Annotated in this window: 15 protein-coding genes; 4 read left to right on the forward strand and 11 right to left on the reverse strand. The window is 59.6% G+C overall.

Translation table 11 applies throughout. The annotated features are described in order from the left end of the window. Positions 1–39 precede the first annotated feature (39 nt). The gene (locus LCM4573_RS15305; RefSeq protein ID WP_083347458.1) at positions 40–927 is read left to right on the forward strand and encodes a LysR substrate-binding domain-containing protein; all 888 of its coding nucleotides are present in this window, start codon (positions 40–42) and stop codon (positions 925–927) included. Positions 928–945: 18 nt separating this feature from the next. Here LCM4573_RS15305 and LCM4573_RS15310 read toward each other — a convergent pair whose 3' ends face one another. Then, the gene (locus tag LCM4573_RS15310; protein ID WP_071007255.1) at positions 946–1,125 is read right to left on the reverse strand and encodes a hypothetical protein; all 180 of its coding nucleotides are present in this window, start codon (positions 1,123–1,125) and stop codon (positions 946–948) included. 204 nt (positions 1,126–1,329) lie between these two features. On the opposite strand from LCM4573_RS15310, the gene LCM4573_RS15315 reads away from it, so the two are divergent. Next, on the forward strand, positions 1,330–1,830 hold the full coding sequence (locus LCM4573_RS15315) for a thermonuclease family protein (protein ID WP_244505326.1): 501 nt from the start codon (positions 1,330–1,332) through the stop codon (positions 1,828–1,830). Between the two features lie 118 nt (positions 1,831–1,948). Here the strand turns inward: LCM4573_RS15315 and LCM4573_RS27305 are convergent, their stop codons facing one another. Further along, positions 1,949–2,257: a DUF982 domain-containing protein gene (locus LCM4573_RS27305; protein ID WP_083347459.1), complete on the reverse strand. Its 309-nt coding sequence runs from the start codon at positions 2,255–2,257 to the stop codon at positions 1,949–1,951. Positions 2,258–2,768: 511 nt separating this feature from the next. On the opposite strand from LCM4573_RS27305, the gene LCM4573_RS15325 reads away from it, so the two are divergent. Both LCM4573_RS15325 and LCM4573_RS28610 read left to right on the forward strand, forming a co-directional pair. Then, positions 2,769–3,008 (forward strand): hypothetical protein, encoded by a 240-nt coding sequence (locus LCM4573_RS15325; protein ID WP_071007257.1) that lies wholly within the window; start codon positions 2,769–2,771, stop codon positions 3,006–3,008. Positions 3,009–3,592: 584 nt separating this feature from the next. Continuing rightward, a complete protein-coding gene (locus LCM4573_RS28610) occupies positions 3,593–3,892 on the forward strand; it encodes a GCG_CRPN prefix-to-repeats domain-containing protein (protein ID WP_083347461.1) in 300 nt (99 codons plus the stop codon). Positions 3,893–4,235: 343 nt separating this feature from the next. Here the strand turns inward: LCM4573_RS28610 and LCM4573_RS15330 are convergent, their stop codons facing one another. The 9 genes from LCM4573_RS15330 to LCM4573_RS15370 form a co-directional block, all read right to left on the reverse strand. After that, positions 4,236–5,546 carry an HlyD family type I secretion periplasmic adaptor subunit gene (locus LCM4573_RS15330; RefSeq protein WP_071007300.1) on the reverse strand — a complete coding sequence of 437 codons (1,311 nt, stop codon included), beginning with the start codon at positions 5,544–5,546 and terminating at the stop codon, positions 4,236–4,238. Beyond that, positions 5,533–7,371, reverse strand: coding sequence for a type I secretion system permease/ATPase (locus LCM4573_RS15335; protein WP_071007258.1), 1,839 nt, complete (start codon positions 7,369–7,371; stop codon positions 5,533–5,535). The genes LCM4573_RS15330 and LCM4573_RS15335 overlap by 14 nt, the downstream gene beginning before the upstream one ends. Positions 7,372–7,384: 13 nt before the next feature. Beyond that, positions 7,385–8,167 carry a hemolysin gene (locus LCM4573_RS15340; RefSeq protein WP_071007259.1) on the reverse strand — a complete coding sequence of 261 codons (783 nt, stop codon included), beginning with the start codon at positions 8,165–8,167 and terminating at the stop codon, positions 7,385–7,387. Between the two features lie 90 nt (positions 8,168–8,257). Beyond that, positions 8,258–10,987, reverse strand: coding sequence for a TonB-dependent hemoglobin/transferrin/lactoferrin family receptor (locus LCM4573_RS15345; protein WP_157895511.1), 2,730 nt, complete (start codon positions 10,985–10,987; stop codon positions 8,258–8,260). Between the two features lie 124 nt (positions 10,988–11,111). Beyond that, a complete protein-coding gene (locus LCM4573_RS15350; protein ID WP_071007301.1) occupies positions 11,112–12,128 on the reverse strand; it encodes a FecR family protein in 1,017 nt (338 codons plus the stop codon). 78 nt (positions 12,129–12,206) lie between these two features. Continuing rightward, complete coding sequence (locus LCM4573_RS15355; RefSeq protein ID WP_071007261.1) at positions 12,207–12,719, reverse strand: RNA polymerase sigma factor; 513 nt, start codon at positions 12,717–12,719, stop codon at positions 12,207–12,209. Positions 12,720–12,867: 148 nt separating this feature from the next. Beyond that, positions 12,868–14,346 (reverse strand): glycerol kinase, encoded by a 1,479-nt coding sequence (locus LCM4573_RS15360; RefSeq protein WP_244505327.1) that lies wholly within the window; start codon positions 14,344–14,346, stop codon positions 12,868–12,870. Then, positions 14,343–15,305, reverse strand: coding sequence for a transketolase family protein (locus LCM4573_RS15365; RefSeq protein WP_071007262.1), 963 nt, complete (start codon positions 15,303–15,305; stop codon positions 14,343–14,345). Before LCM4573_RS15365 ends, LCM4573_RS15360 begins: the two co-directional genes overlap by 4 nt. Beyond that, positions 15,305–16,126 (reverse strand): transketolase, encoded by an 822-nt coding sequence (locus LCM4573_RS15370; RefSeq protein WP_071007263.1) that lies wholly within the window; start codon positions 16,124–16,126, stop codon positions 15,305–15,307. Before LCM4573_RS15370 ends, LCM4573_RS15365 begins: the two co-directional genes overlap by 1 nt. Positions 16,127–16,163: the final 37 nt, after the last annotated feature.

The following is a 16,163-nucleotide window of genomic DNA, read 5'->3' on the forward strand; positions in this document are numbered from 1 at the left end:
TACTCTCCTCATGCCTGAATGTTATGGAGGAAGCTGAAAGTGCGCTTGAAACCACGCCAGGTGGAGGCGTTTCGAAGCGTGATGGTGACGGGCGGGATTACCGCGGCAGCCGACGCCATGAACGTCACGCAGCCTGCGGTCAGCCGGCTGATCCGCGATCTCGAGGATGCCGTTCAGATCATCCTCTTCGAAAGGCAGGGCACGCGGCTCGTGCCCACAGCGGAAGCAGTCCAGCTTTTTCGCGAGGTCGAGCGCCTCTATCTCGGTCTCGATCAAATAGCCCAGGCGGCCGACGACATCCGAAAGCACAAGAATATCGTTCTGCGCATTGCGAGCGTGACGTCGCTCGTGAGGCCCTATCTTCATCAGGCCATCATCGACGTCGTCGGAGGCCGGCTGGACCTGCCGCTGGTCATCGATGTCGAAAACAGCCGCTATATCTGGGACATGGTCGAGAAGAACCGCTACGACCTCGGCTTCGTGTTCAGTTCGCCGCGAATGGCCGACAAGAATGCGGTACTGCTGCACAGTTCCCACGCGGTGGCGGCCATGGCCCCCGGCCATCGCTTGGCGTCGCGAAGTGTCATCTCGCCCGCCGACCTGCAGGATGAACGCGTCCTCATCCCCGGCCGCAATTCACCACTGAGGCTGACGCTCGACCGCGCCTTTTCCCACGAAGACCACCCGCCGGCCTCTACGATGGAAACCTCGATGCTGAATTGCTGCTACTTCGCCGCTTCCGGAATGGGAGTGGGGATCGTCGACCAGACGAGCATTCGGGCCGCGGGAGCAGAGGTCGTGACAATCCCCTTTCAGCCACGCATCGAGGTATCTTACTTCGCCATTCGCCCGTCCGGGGGTCAGCGCATCTCCGTCCTGGACGACATCGTCAGCCGGATGGCCGAACTGATGAGGCAGCTCAATTGAGCCCGTGCCCTCCATGTATCAGTTTGCAACTGTCACAATGGGCAGCGTTGCAAGGTGCTTGTCGATGGCTTCCGTCACCGTTCTATTCATCGGTAAGTGGCCTTTTTCCTTGCTCCATCGCTCCATGAACAAGGCCACTGTTTCCTCTGCTGTGCCTATGACGAGCTTGCGCGGCAACGCCGCCTTCGCCGCCTGCAAGAAACCGCCGCCGCAATCTGTGCTGCACACCTCAATGGTTTCGACTGTACAGGACTAAAAGCTGAGCCGCCCCATGATCATCAGGATAGCCCAGCGTCGATCGCCTTTATGAATCAAAGTCCGAGCCCCTTCCCCTCATGGGGATCATTCAGATACTCAATGGGTGCGCAACGCCCGGCGATTAACGACAGTGAGATGCAAGTAGTGAGCGACAACATCATTAAGTTCCAAAAACCCAAACCACCGGAGCAATCGAGGCAAGTGCCATCGTGGCTCAAGCGCTTGCTCGTTGTTCTTGCAATCATGGCAGCCTTTGCAGCGGCCTATATTTACTTCGCTCTCACCGGCACTCCAGCGCAGGCAGCGGGTTTCCAAAGGTGTGGCGCGGTCAAGCGGGACTGCGTCGTTGATGGGGACACCCTCTACGTCGGAGCAGACAAGGTCCGGGTCGCTGACATCGACACTCCAGAGGTGTCGCAACCACAGTGCGCCGAAGAGAAGGCATTAGGTGACAGGGCTACCGCCCGCTTCGTAGAACTGGTGAATGGTGGACCTTTCGAGATGCAAACCTGGGAAGGGCGCGACGAGGATCAGTACGGCCGTAAGCTGCGCGTTCTCATACGTGATGGAAGAAGCTTAGGTGATGTCCTGGTCGAGGAAGGTCTGGCTCGCACCTGGTCGGGCCGCCGCGAGCCTTGGTGTTAACCAAAAATCGCCAGCGTGAAGTGGTGCCCGCTCCGCGCCAACGCTTCCGGGTTATTCACACCGAAGCACAAGCAGTTCCTTTCAGCCCTCCCCGTCGACTTCGAAGAAGGCGCTAAAATTACGCTGACGCTTGGCGGGTCGGTATGGCTGGTGTGGGATAAAAACTCATTGCTCCGGTCATAATCATCGGCATGCCGGCTTCCAAGCACGCCGCGATGAAGGCTTCTCGCGCCATTTCGGCGGGAACCTTCCGATGCAATGCGGCACCACATCTTCTGACGGCGCGGTTATAGCGTTCGCCGCGACGGAGTGGCCATTCATTTTCAAGGAAATCGAGGGCATCGTGAACGCCGAGAAAAGTGCGTTCTATGCCGCACTGCAGGCGAATTTTGACGGGAATTCTCCAAGGAATATCCGGAGTGTTCATGTCTTCCTCCTTTATCGGACAACCGGATGAAACCAAGCGTTAACGGATATCGGAATCGCTCCACGGACATTCAAGATGTCGCGATGAAGACGCCAATCCAAATAGAAGCTTTGAGCGTGATGAACTTTCCGTTCGGCTTTCCACTAGCGCCGTGACATCCGAGTCTGCACTCTCGGGATCATGATCTTCCAACAATTCGTCCCGACGGGCCGACCATGTAAAGCTGGTGGCTGTCGTCCGGCTAATTGGGCTTCCTTTTTAGTCTCACCCAAGCGAACGAAAACACATGCTGCCACCGTCTTTTCTCCAGCCGCATAGCGTGAACTCCAAGAAGGAGCTCGTTACTCGCCTGCTCCGGGTTTCATCTTGTGATGCTTTGAGACCGTACCGATAGTAGTCGACGGGGACTGCGCGATGACGCTTAATCATAAATATCAGCCTTTTGGCCGTATTAACGGCGCAGCTTAGTCGTGGCAAATTCCTTCGTCTCATAGGCTCAGGAGGTCATGGAATGAAAACTGGACGCGATGAGCAGTTGATGGGAGCAATCAACGCAGAAGCTGATCGTTGTTTACCGGACGGCGTCGGCGAGATGGACATCCGCAGGATCGCCATGTGCCTGCACGAGCGCTATCCTCACAGAATGGCGCAAGAAATTGAGAGCCGATTGCGACTCGTGATGTGGTCGCGCGGTCTATTCTCAACATTGCAGCCAGACCGCCACAATCTCGTCACCGCCGCCAAGGGATGAACCGAAAGCGGCCGTGGCGTCGGCGGAATTGGCGCTAGACAGGCAACCGAGGAACAAACCCACGCTATCGAGGTTTGTTGGTCATCCGCAACCGGAGGCCATCCCATGCGATTTCCGCTCATTGCGACAGCCGCCGCAGTAGCTCTATCCGCTGGCGTATCTCTTGCTCAAACTCCCAATGCCCCGCCGGGCCCCGCGCCGCAAACAGAGGACGACCGCCCCCCGCCTGCTCCATCACCACCAGATGCTCCCGAGATGACTGGGAGCGACTGGCGAATGCACCCACCGCGACGAGAACGGGGAGCGCGCTTTCGGATCGAGAATGGCCGCACCTCGATCGATCTGCGTTGCGCCGAAGGCGAGACGACGAAAGAATGCGCAGACTCGCTTCTGCAAGTACTCGACAGACTGCAAGGCTCTCCGTCGGACGATAGGAACCGGCGAGATGACGACAGAGAGCGTCCACGCGATTGGTGAGCGGGCCCTGCGGCTTCCGATTGAAATCTTTCACAAAGCTGAACGAGGACTTCAGCCGCCATTCAGCGACACGGGCGCCAAATGTCTTCATTAGAGGAGGCATTGACATGCGAAAAATCATCATTGCTGCGACCTTGCTGGTCGGCTCTCTGTTAGGTACCGGCGCGAATGCCCTGCCGCTCGGCGGAATAAACGCACCAACGGCGTCTCCTGTCGTGAAGGTCGATTGGGCATGCGGTAGAGGATGGCACCTGAATCGTTGGGGCGAGTGCCGGCCGAACCGTTGGCGCCCGCCACCGCGGCGTCATTACGGATGGGACCGCCCACGTGGATGGCATTACGATCGTCCTCACCGCCACCATCGGCACGAGCATGGTTGGCGAGAACGCCGGTGGCGCGATTGGTGACTGGCAACATTGCCGTTCCCGCTGTCCTCAGGGGTGACTCCCGGGACACTCGCCTTGCAGAAAGGCAAAGCCTGTGAGCGACCGGAACGGGAACGCCTTCGAAACTTCGATGCAGAACTGCTGCTATCTCGCAGTTTCGGGAATGGAGTAGGGATTGTCGATCGGACCACTTCCGGGCTGCCGGAGCGGAAATCGTGACAATCCCTTTCCAGCCGAGCACCGATCTATCCAGCTTCGCCATTCGCCCGTCCAGCGGGCAACGCGTTTCCGTCCTAAACGACATCGTCAGCCGGACGACGGAGCCGATGAGGCAGCTCGACTGAGCCAAACGGCTTGCCAGTGTTCACTCCTCGCGGAATGCGCGCCTGATTTGATCCRAAAGCGGTTTTGCGAGATAGGAGAGAGCCGTGCGCTCGCCGGTTTGAATGAAGGCCTCTGCCGGCATGCCAGGAACCAGTACCAGACCATCAAGCCGCAGCAGCTCGTCAGCCGAAACTGAGAGCCGCACAAGATAATATGAAAAACCCGTTCGGGGGTCCTCCGTCAGGTCGGCTGCAATGCGCGTCACGGTGCCATTCAGCTCGGGCGTCGTACGCTGATTGAAGGCCGACATCCTGACGATCGCTCTTTGGCCGACATTGATCTGATCGATATCCTGGGGAAGGATGCGAGCCTCAAGCGCCAGCTTGTCGCTCTCGGGAACAATGGACATGATCACATCCGCCGGCGAAATCACGCCGCCGATCGTGTGAACCGTCAGCTCATGCACGGTCCCATCCTGGGGAGCCGGGATATCGATGCGCTTCAACTGATCCTCGGCGGCAACCTTCCGCTCGACAAACTCGCCGATCTGTCCCTGAACTTCCCGCAGTTCCCGGCCGACTTCCGTCTTGAGATCCTGGTCTATCTGAGCGATCTGAAGCTTCGTCTCCGATATGCGGCCGGCGGCCTGCGCCTGAAAAGCGATCTTTTCGCCCCGCTCGCCACCGAATGTCGCCGCCTGCGTTTCCAACCCGTTCAGTCGCTGAACCGAGACGACGCCCTTCTCATGAAGCGCACGAAGCGAAGCGATCTCCGCCTCAAGCACCTTGAGCCCGCGGTCGTAGGCAAGCTCCTGTGCCCTAAGGCCTGCGATTTCGTGCTCGAACTGCGTGATCCGTTCGAGCAGTTGCGACTTGTTTCCTTCCCTGGACTTCCTGCGGAACTCGAACAGCCTCTCCTCGCTTTGCAGGACCAGATCGACATCGCCGTTACCCCGGCGTCCCAGAAGCGAAGCCGGAAAGCGGATTTCCGCATGATCATCGCGTTCGGCCTCCAGCCGGGCAAGCCGGGCATTGAGTTCGTCCAGACGCTTGGTGACGATGGCAAGGCTTGCGCGGGTCTGAGTGGCATCGAGGCGCATCAGAACCTCTCCGGCAGCAACCCGTTGCCCCTCGCGAACGAGAATCTCGCCGACAACCCCGCCTGTCGGGTGCTGTATTCGCTTGACGTAGGAGTCGACCACGAAATGACCCGAAGCCATGACGGCACCCGCCAGACTGGTTGTCGAAGCCCAGGCGCCCGCACCAAAAATCAACGCGAAACCGATCACCACTCCCACGAAAAGGTGCTGGTGGATCGACCGTGAGACGGGGTCCGTTTTATTGTTTGGCATCGCGCCCATCCTCGCTCGTTGCCGATATGGTCTCCGGCGAAGTCGCCACTACGCGAAAAGGGGCGATCGTGCGGCCGCTTGCCAGAAAGGAGCGGTTCTCCCCTGCAGCATCCGCTCCGCGCGGTTGCACTTTCAGAACGCGTGAAAGAACCTCGTCCCTGGGGCCAAACGCCGCCATTCGCCCATTGTCGATCATCAGGACGAGATCGACCGAACCCAACGCACTTGGGCGATGCGCCACGACGATTGCGATGCCGTTGCGTGCCCTGATAGCCGCAATAGCTTTCACGACCGCAGCTTCTCCTTCGGCATCGAGATTGGCATTGGGTTCGTCCAGGACGACGAGAAAAGGATTGCCGTAAAGTGCCCTGGCCAGACCGATGCGCTGTCGCTGCCCGGCGGAAAGCATCGACCCGGCTTCGCCGATTTCGGTCTCATAACCCTTTTCGAAACGCAGGATCAGTTCATGAGCTTCCGCTGCCCTCGCGGCATCAACGATGGCTTGCGGATCTGCGTTCGGGTCGAAGCGCGAGATGTTCTCGCCGATGGTTCCTTCGAACAGCTCCACCCCTTGCGGTAGATATCCGATGTGTTTTCCGAGTGCGTCGCGGTCCCATTGGTCGAGGCTTGCCCCATCGAGCCGCACTTTGCCGCCAACGGGGGACCAGGCGCCCACGATTACCCGGCTGAGCGTCGACTTGCCGGAACCGCTTGGTCCGATAACGCCGACCGCACTTCCTGCCGGCACGGCAAAGCTCACTCCCGCGATGGTCGGTATCTTCGCCAACCCGGGCGGAACGATCGTCAGGTTCTCGATCGTCAGTTTTTCAGTCGGGGCGGGAAGCGTCATGACGACCGGCGCCTCCGGCATCATCGAAAGCAGGCCGCTCAACCGATCCCAGCTCTGACGCGCCATGAGGAATGGCTTCCAGCTGCCGATCGCCAGATCCACGGGCGCCAGCGCGCGGCCCATCATGATCGAACTCGCAATCATGACGCCTGCCGTCACCTGCTGCTCGATGACGAGCCATGCCCCCACACCGAGCATGGCGGATTGGAGGATGAGACGCAGCGATCGGGAAACCGCTCCAAACTGACCCGCCACATCGCCTGCCCTTCGATTGGAGGCGAGATATGCCGCATTCACATGCCGCCACCGCGTCGAAAGGCGTTCCTGAAGGCCAAGCGCGCGGACGACTTCCGCGTTTCGGCGGCCTGCCTCCATGGCGGCACTTCTCACCATCCCCTGCCTTGTCGCCTCGCGGATCGGCGTGCGGGAAAGAAAATCGGTCAGGGCTGTCATTACGATCAGCGTGACGGCGCCGGCCGAGGCCGTCACGCCGATCCAGAAATGGAAGGCGAAGCAGATGGCGAGATAAAGCGGCATCCAGGGAAGATCGAAAAAGGCGGTGGGTCCCTGCCCGGAAAGGAAGCCGCGTACATTGTCCAGGTCCCGCAGCGGCTGAAGCCCGTCGCCGGGCATTTTCGTCTCGAGGGGCAGGCGGAGGACTGCCTCGTGGATGCGGCCCGAAAGCTGGTGGTCGAAGCTCTCTCCGACCCTCAGCAGGATGCGTGAGCGAATGACGTCGAGGCCCGCCTGCACGAGGTAGAGAATGAGAGCCAGGACAGCCAGGCCGACAAGGGTGGGAATGCTTCGGCTCGCGAGCACGCGGTCATAGACCTGCAGCATGAACAAGGGCGAGGTCAATGCCAGAAGGTTTACAACGCCGCTGATCAACGCTACGCCCGTGATTGCCGCTCTGGCCGTCGGGACGACCGCCGCAGCCTTCAGCTGCGGCGACGCCTTCTTTGGTGTGGTGACCAAGAATTTCGTTCCCTTAGAAGACGAAATTGCCGGAGGTCAGAGCGGACCTGTTCACGCCTTCCAGCGTGATCGTTCCGAGCCCTCCAAAGTCGATAACGGTATCGGCGCCAACCTGCGAAGAAGCCGCGAGGACTTCCGCGTAAGTGTCGAAGGCCGTGCTGGCGAGGCCGGAAAGATCGATGAAATCACCATTGGCGCCGGCAACGAAGCCGGAAACGGTGTCATTGCCGATCGAGGAGGCAAGCGAACCGGCAATATCCCGATCGAAGACGAACGTATCCCTGCCGGCGCCGCCATTGAGATCGTCGTTACCGTCGAAGCTGTAGAGCCTGTCTGCACCAAGCGTGCCGTTCTGTACCGTCCCTACCTGACCGAAGTAGTCATAGAGGCCCGGCTGTGCGGTGCCGCTCGGCGCCGTGACGCCGGTGAAGCTGCCGCCATGCGAGAGCGAATAGATCGCACCGTTGAGCGCCGCGTTCGGGGCATCGCCGATCTGTACGGTGAGGCCGGCGGTCGCAAGGCTGAAACCGGTTGCGGCCGAGCCGTTGAGATCCGTGCCGAACTGCAGGTTGTTCACCGTTCCGGTGAAGCCGCCCGGCGGTACATAGGCAAAATTGCCGTTCATGATGACGCCGCTATTGGTCGTACCGCTCACGTTTCCGGCTGCCCACTGCGTCGCAGCCGCGAAGTTGGGGCTGAATTCGCCATTGCCGTTATATCCGAAATTGGCCGTCCAGCTATTGAAATAGCCGACCAGATCGCGATTGGCCGGTGTCAGATTTATGGTCGCAACCATGTTCATCTCCTTGGTTTCACTCTTTGTCCGCTGACCTCAGCGAACCTCGGCTCCGCAGCCTGTCACCGCGGAAATCGTGTATGCGTGCCCTCAGAACCGCATCTTCAGGGAGGCGGTAAACGTGCGGCCGGGCGCGGGATAGGATTGAATGCCGAGCGACGGCACGTATCGCTCGTCCGTCAGATTGGCGACGCCGAAGCGGAGCTTGGCCTGCGGGGTTACGTCAAAGGATCCATAGAGGTCGTAAGTCGTGTAGGCCGCATTGGTGTAGCCGCTAAGCTGACCAAAGCCGGTCTCGGTTTCGCTTACGTGATTGACGCGCGCGCCAAGCACGAGCCGTTCATCGAACAGGCGTATGCCGGCGTCTATAGTGAACTTTTCCCGAGGCGGCAGATAGAGAATGCTTGGACGGGGCGTATTGCCGAGGCTGGAATCCGGACCATCCAGCGCGTAAGTATCGGCCCAGTCCGTGTCGATATAGGTGTAGGAACCGCCTAGATAGACGGAGCCGAGGTCGTAGCTTGCCTCGATCTCCACGCCGCTCATCTTGGTCGTGCCGTCGAGATTGACACTGCTCGTATAATATCGTTCCGCCGGCTCAAAATACCGGTAACCCATCGAGATGTAGTCCTCGATGTTCCTGTGGAAGTAGACCGCTTTCATGCGAAACGCGTCGTCCACCCTGAAAACGCCATCCTGCGAGATGTTGACGCCGAACTCCCAGGTTTCGCCCTTTTCAGGCTTCAGGTTCGGATTGGGCGTATTCTCGAAGGGCAGGCCGGGATGCCCACCAGAGACCAGCGCCTCGAAGACAGCCGGAGGGCGATAGCTGCGAGAATAGCTGACGAAGGGTTGGAGCCATTCAACCGGCTTCACCGCAATGGTGGCGGAGGGCAACCAGGCGCCACCGGATTGGTCTACATCCACGGGAAAGGCATCGTAGACCGTTTCGGAGCTGCCAACGTCTTGCCACTGCTCACAGGTCGGGGTGTAAAAGTCGAACCCGGAACCGGGATTTGGCACGGCGCCATCCAGGATGATAGAACCATCCGCGCTGGCCCAGAGCCCGTTCGGATCAGGCGTTCCGTCCCCTTCGATATCCTGCCACTGCACGCAGTTTCGCGAGGACGTCACGACGGTTCTTTGATTGTGGACCACCGTGGAGCCCCACAGCCGATAGTGGTCGTAACGCAATCCACCCGACAGGGTGAGCCAATCATCGTGCTGCAACGTCGCACTGGCAAAGCCGCTGAGCATCCAGCGCTTGCCCGGCGGATTTGCGCCGCGCAAGCCCCAGCTCGGGTCGTAACCTGGATAGGATGCAAGCGGGCTCAGGCTTTCCGTGCTGCCAATGTCCTGATAGCCCTCGACACCGTAGTGGAGGGACAAATCACCGACGGGGACGGTAAAGCGGCTCGTGTTTTCGAGACTGCCTCCAAAGCTTTTCATCCGATAGGAGTAGTCGTCCGTGATGCTGGTGCCGTAATCCCGTTTTTCGTCGTTCACGGTGTCGTTGTACCAAAGCCGCAGTCTCGCATCGACCAGCTCCGATTCGGGATCGTAATCCCAGGTCGCCGTGAACGTGTCGTTGAAATAGTCCTGCTCGTTGGTTCGCAGCCCCCCGACCGTGCCACCATAGCCGCCGGTGGCTCCCGTAGCCTTGTAATGCATCCAGGAGCCCTGAAAGGTCAGGTCGTCGGTGATCTCCCACTCGGCCTTGAGAAGCGTGTTGAGTATCTCGCGGCGTGAAAACAGCACATCGTCGTCGATCACCGTCAATCCCGGCAGCAACGACGCGATTTCGCCATTGCTGCCGATCCTGTAGTCGCCGATGTTGCGGATGGCGACGCCGCCAAGCAAGGAGAACGTGTCCGACAGGCGAACCGCGCCAATAACCGAGCCGACGAAATTGTATGCGTTCGTGCCGGTACCCGCATCGATCTCCCCGCCGATTTGCCTGCCGGGTTCCAGAATATCGTCGACGCCGACCGATCGAAAATCGACTAAGCCTCCGAGCGAACCCGCCCCACCGACGCCCCTGACCGCACCCTTTTCCACTTCGATGGCGCGGATGAAGGCCGTATCAACGAAAGTCTGCTGATATCCCCCATGACCGGATCGCTGGAAATTCTGCCGGGCCCCATCGATGCTGGTCGTGATCCGGCTCATGTCCTGGAGACCGCGTATGTTGACGGCGATACCCGGCTTTTGTCCTTCCGCGCGGTTGGTGATAACGCCGGCAACATTATCGAGCGCGTCGGAGGCGCTGCGCGTCGCGGGATTGTTCTCGATCGCCTCTCTGGAAACGACACTGACGCTGGCCGCTTCGTCGTACACCCAATCCGGCGTGCCTTGATAACCCGGACCTCCATTGGCATTGCGGCCTGACTTGCCCCTGACAACGATCGTCGGCAAGGTGGTTGCCGCTTCGTCCGAGCCCGTCGAGGACGAGGTCAGAATTGCCTGATCGACGTCGCCGATCCGGTAGGAGACGCTCGTTCCCGCGAACATTCGTTCCAAGGCGGCTTCCGGACGATAGCTGCCTTTGACGGGGTTTGTCCTGATATCGGAGCCGACGCCGGCCGGCAGGGTTATCTGAACACCGGACTGCCGGTTGAAGGCGCTGATGGCGCTCAATATCGGCAACGAAGGAATATCGAAACGCCTCGTGCTTTGATCGCCCTGTGTTTGGGGTGATCCTGTGTCACCCTGTTGCGCATGGCCGATCCCCGCAGCCAGCAGTATCGTCAGCGCGGTCGTACCCCATGAAAACGCCCCGGTGCGAACCCCTCGCACCAAACTCAATGCCCCACCAGTCATTCGTCCTGCAATCTCCAAAGGCGCCCCCATTAGGCGCTTCCAGAAACTAGACAAACTGGCGAAGGATTTTTTCCGGTGTTTTTCTCAGAAACTTAAAAAAGATGATTCCGACCATGGGAAGCGATCAGAGCCGCGTGATAATCCGGACCGAAGAAGAAACCTCCCGGACCTTTCCTCCATGCGCGCTGACCAGCGCCTGGAGCGCTTTGTCGGGCTCCGACAGATCGTAAACGCCGGTCACGCGTGAAGCCGCGAGCCCCCTGTCAGGCATGAGGATCCATGCCGGATGGTAACGCTGTATCTCGGCTACGACTTCACCGACGGTGGAATTTGCCACCAACAGCCGCCCCGCGCGCCAGGCCCCGATGTCTTCAGTGGAGACCTGATCCACCGACATGTTCCCCGTTTGCCGATCGACGATCAGCAGATCACCCGCGGACAGTATCTTCGTCGCGGTGGTCTCTCCGGAATGGACGGAAGCGCGAATTGAACCGCGTGCCAGTCCGACATCCGTTTGCCCCTCTCCCAGTCGAACATCGAACGCGGTGCCCAGCACCTCTATCTTCACCTCGGACGCATCGACGACGAATGGACGGCCCGCATCCTGGGCCACGTCGAAAAAGGCTTCCCCCTCGAGCAAGGTGACCTTCCGATATCCTACAGAAAAATCAGTCCGTATTGCCGAAGCGGCCCCCAATTGGACCGTGCTGCCGTCCTCGAGAGTGACCGAGCGGGTCTCGGCCGTCGTCGTCAGATAATCGGCCCGCCATTCGATCGCCAGGCGGGGAACCACGAGGAAGGCCGCGAAACAGAGAAGAGCCGATGTTACTCCTCCAATGAACATCTTCCGGGAAAAGCCCTTGGTCGCTCTCTTTTTCGCAGACCGCGATGGCGAGCTGGCCCTCCCGGCTTCAGGGGAACRACGCACGCTGATCCGTTCATAGTGCAAGGGTGCCGCACCGAGGGCTTGCCACATGAGGCGGGTTTCTTCCCACACTCGCCGGTGGTCGGGCGAGCGATCCAGCCAGGCATTCAGACCGTCAAGATCCAGACAGTCCGGCGACTGAAGATCGATCAGCCATCTTGCCGCCTCTTCTCTGATGGCATCGGTGTCATTTTCATGCGGGACAGTCGGCTTCATGCATTCTTTGCCTCGGCGAACGGATTTCATTTGTAACCAATTAGACAAATAGCTCGCGCGTTTTTTCCACCTGTCCGGTCATGTAAGATGCCTGGTCAGCCGTTTGGTCAATTGGCTCATCGCGGATGTCAGGGTCCGATGCACCGACGTCACCGACAGGTCGAGATGATCGGCAATCTCTTGAAGAGTGTATCCATCGAACCGGTGCATTTCGACAATGATGCGCGTCTGGTGAGGGAATTCGCTCAGCGCCTGAGCGATGATCCTCACCTGATCGTTGAAAACAGCTTCCTGCTCCGGCGTGGGAACTTTGAGAGGCTGGATCCACTCAGGTGGATGTTCGGTGGCCTGAGCCAGCTCGTATCGCTGCCGCCGGCGCCTGTTAAGCGCGAGATTTCTGACGACCCGCCGAAGATAGGCGCTCGGCGTCTCGATGCCGTCGAGGTTTTCCGCCGAAAGCTTCGAAAACGCTTCCTGGACGATTTCTTCCGCTTCATCTCTCGAACCGACGAAGGATGCGGCATAGGAAATCAAGGAGGCGCGATGCGTGGCGTAGAGGCCGTTACGTCTGTCGTCCCTTTCCATGCCCATGAAATCAGATCGCCGTGTATTGCAACGAGTCAGCTCTATACGCTTCAGGTTGCGAATAGCACAGGAAAATATGATTTATACAATCATGTTTTTATTTACCCCATCCCAATGGGCTGCGGCGGCATCGCTTCCTTGGGCAGCAATAGCCTCAAGCTGCTGTCAGCAGCGCCAGTAACGATCGCCAGTTCTGAACAACTTCCAAACGCCACGCAGCCAAATCCTGACGAGGTTCAAACAGCTTCTGCCTCATGTTGAATACAGACGAAGGCTCTCCCAGACCGGTCAAGGCCATCGCCGCGGCGCCGAGGGCTCCCACCTCAGCCGCGCCGCTACGCGTGACAGCGCGATCGAGAACATCTGCCTGCAATTGCATGAGAAAGTCGTTCGCGGACGCACCGCCATCAGCCAACAGGCCATGCAGCTGTACGCCTATGTCTTTCTCCATCGCCAGGAACACATCGCTTACCTGCAGCGCTATGGCATCGAAGGTTGCACGAGCGATATGGGCGCGGGTCGTCGCCAGCGTCATGCCGGAGATTGTACCCGATATCCTGTCGTTCCAATGGGGAGCACCGAGCCCCGCCAAGGCAGGAACGAAGACGACACCAGCCGAATCTACCACTGTCTGCGCCAGATCGGAAAGAGCGCCGGCATCGGCAAGCCCAAGCATGTCGGCGGCGAAGGCGGCCGCCTGGGCCGATACGGTGATATTGCCTTCCAGCGCATAGGCGATCCCATTCTTGTCGCTCCAGGCGATCGTGCTGGAAAGCCCGCTATGCGAAAGCACTCGTCCCGATGTCAGGGTCATCAATGATGAGCCGGTGCCATAGGTGGCTTTGACYAGCCCCGGCGCGCGAACGCCGTGGCCATAAAGGGCAGCATGACTGTCGCCCATCATGGCAAGAATGGGGATCCCGCCCTTGAGCGCTGTAACCCCTTCCGCCACCTCCCCGAAGCGGCTGTCGGACGGTTTTACCTCCGGCAATATCGACATCGGCACTTCGAACAGGTCGCAAAGGCGCTCATCCCATTGAAGACTGCCCGTGTGAAAAAGCTGCGTACGCGAAGCGTTTGAGTGATCCGTGGCGAACTTTGATCCGCCGGTCAGCTTATAGAGGAGCCAAGTGTCGACCGTGCCGGCACGGAGCCGATGTTGCGCCACGAGCGGCGCCGCCTCAGGCACGTTTTGCAGAACCCAAGCCAGCTTGGAGGCCGGGAACAGGGCATTGATGGAGAGACCGGTCGCTTCCACTACGCGCGCGTTCGCGCCATTGGCGATCAGTGTTTCGCATGCCGGAGCGGTGCGCCGGCACTGCCAGAGAATTGCCGGGGCAATTGAATTTCCCGTTTCCGCGTCCCAGACAACAAGCGTCTCGCGCTGGTTGGCGATTGCAAGCCCTTCGATATCAAAGGTGCCGCTTCGGAGGAGATCGGCAATCGCGGTTTGAACACTGGTCCAGATATCTTCGGCGGACTGTTCGGCCCAGCCCGGACGAGGATAGTGGGACTTCAGAGGCGCCGAAGCCTTGGCAACCAAATTGCCGGTGGCATTGACCAGAATGGCCTTGGTATTGGTCGTGCCCTGGTCGATGGCAATGACATATCCTCCTCCCGAACCCTTCATCATCCGCGCTTGCGTCCGATCGCCTTGCGCGCCGTTCTAGCAATGCCGGCAGGGGTCAGACCGAAATGCTCAAACAGCCATTCCACCGATCCGGTCGGCACGAAGCCTGGAAAACCCATCCGCTCGACGGGAACCGGCAGGTTGGCCGCCRTATGTTCGGCAACAGCGCCGCCGAGGCCCCCATGGATACTGGCCTCCTCGACCGTCACGATCGCCCCCGTTTCATGCGCTGCGGCCAAGACGGCCGCTTCGTCGAGAGGAGAGATGGTGGCCATGTTCAGGACCCGCGCCGAGATGCCCTCCGCCTCGAGTTCAGCCGCCGCCGCGACCGCCAGATGAACCATGGTGCCGCAGGCTATGATGGTCACATCATCGCCTTCGCGAATGAATTCAGCCTTGCCGGGTCGGAATACACGCTCCCTCACCGCGATATCCGGAACGGGCATGCGGCTCAGGCGGATAAACACCGGTCCTTCGTAAGCCGCGGCCCATTTGACAGCCTCGACCGTTTCCCAGGAATCTGCAGGAACGACAACGGTGATGTTGCCCAGCGGTCGAAGCCAAGCGAAGTCCTCGATGGAGTGATGGGTCGGCCCCAGTTCGCCATAGGCGACGCCGGATGACTGGCCGATAAGCTTGACGTTGAATTTGGCATAGGCGATGTCCGCCTTCAGCTGTTCAAGCGCACGGCCCGTCAAGAAGCAGGAAGCGGCGGAAACGAAGGGGATTCGACCGCCATTGGCAAGGCCCGCCCCCACACCGACCATGTTCTGCTCGGCAATGCCGACATTGACCAGACGGTCCGGATACTTCTTTTGAAAGCCCCCAAGTTTCGATGAGCCAACGGAATCGTTGACGACGGCGACAATGCGCGGATCTTGCGCCGCAAGCTCTTCGAGTGTGCGCGCCCAGGCGTCACGGCAATCGTGTGTGCCTTCGTGTTTTACAGCGGGCGCGGCCATCACACCAGTTCCTTCATTGCCATTTCAAATTGCTCCGCATTCGGCACCCCATGGTGCCACGAAGCCTTGTTTTCCATGAATGACACGCCCTTTCCCTTGACGGTATCGGCGATCACGCAGAGCGGCTGCGACCGTCCGCCGGGCGGCGCCGAAAGCACGTCCAGCAACGCTTGCACGTCATGGCCATCGACGGTTCTCACTTCCCATCCGAAAGCGCGGAATTTGTCGTCCAGCGGATCGAGACCATTGGTCTCCTCCGTCCCCATCCCTTGTTGCAGCCGATTGCGATCGACGATCAACGTGAAATTACCGAGCTTGCGATGGCCGGCAGTCATTGCCGCTTCCCAGTTCGAGCCTTCCTGCAACTCGCCGTCCCCGGTCAGGACGAAGGTGCGGTAGTCGCTGTTGGTCAACTGTCCGGCAATCGCAATACCGATACCGACAGGCATGCCGTGGCCAAGCGGGCCGGTATTGGTCTCCACGCCCGGGAGATAGTTGCGGTTCGGATGGCCGTTCAGCTTCGAGTTCGGCTGCATATAGGTGGCCAGCCAGTCCTCCGGGTAATAACCGGCGGCGCAAAGGGCGGTATAGAGCGCACCGGTGGCGTGTCCCTTCGACATGATGAAGCGATCCCGCTCCGGCATATCCGGCTTCCTCGGGTCGTAGTGCATGACGCCGAAATAAAGTGTTGCGATGATGTCGATCGCCGAGAAATCCCCACCCGGATGCCCGAGCTGTGCATCGAACACCATGGTGAAGGCGCGGCGGCGCATCCACAAGGCCTTCTGCCTGATCGTGTCGACGATATCGTTCTTCAACATGGTTATAGGCCTTTCAATGCCGATCTGGCTCCCGCCG

Origin of the sequence: Rhizobium sp. LCM 4573 (assembly GCF_001854865.1) — a bacterium.
Lineage (GTDB): Bacteria > Pseudomonadota > Alphaproteobacteria > Rhizobiales > Rhizobiaceae > Neorhizobium.

Coding starts and splice junctions, on each gene's coding strand:
- LCM4573_RS27305 (WP_083347459.1), bottom strand. CDS start 2,257: ATGAACACTCCGGATATTCCTTGGAGAATTCCCGTCAAAATTCGCCTG.
- LCM4573_RS15325 (WP_071007257.1), top strand. CDS start 2,769: ATGAAAACTGGACGCGATGAGCAGTTGATGGGAGCAATCAACGCAGAA.
- LCM4573_RS28610 (WP_083347461.1), top strand. CDS start 3,593: ATGCGAAAAATCATCATTGCTGCGACCTTGCTGGTCGGCTCTCTGTTA.
- LCM4573_RS15340 (WP_071007259.1), bottom strand. CDS start 8,167: ATGGTTGCGACCATAAATCTGACACCGGCCAATCGCGATCTGGTCGGC.
- LCM4573_RS15345 (WP_157895511.1), bottom strand. CDS start 10,987: ATGACTGGTGGGGCATTGAGTTTGGTGCGAGGGGTTCGCACCGGGGCG.
- LCM4573_RS15355 (WP_071007261.1), bottom strand. CDS start 12,719: ATGGGCATGGAAAGGGACGACAGACGTAACGGCCTCTACGCCACGCAT.
- LCM4573_RS15370 (WP_071007263.1), bottom strand. CDS start 16,126: ATGTTGAAGAACGATATCGTCGACACGATCAGGCAGAAGGCCTTGTGG.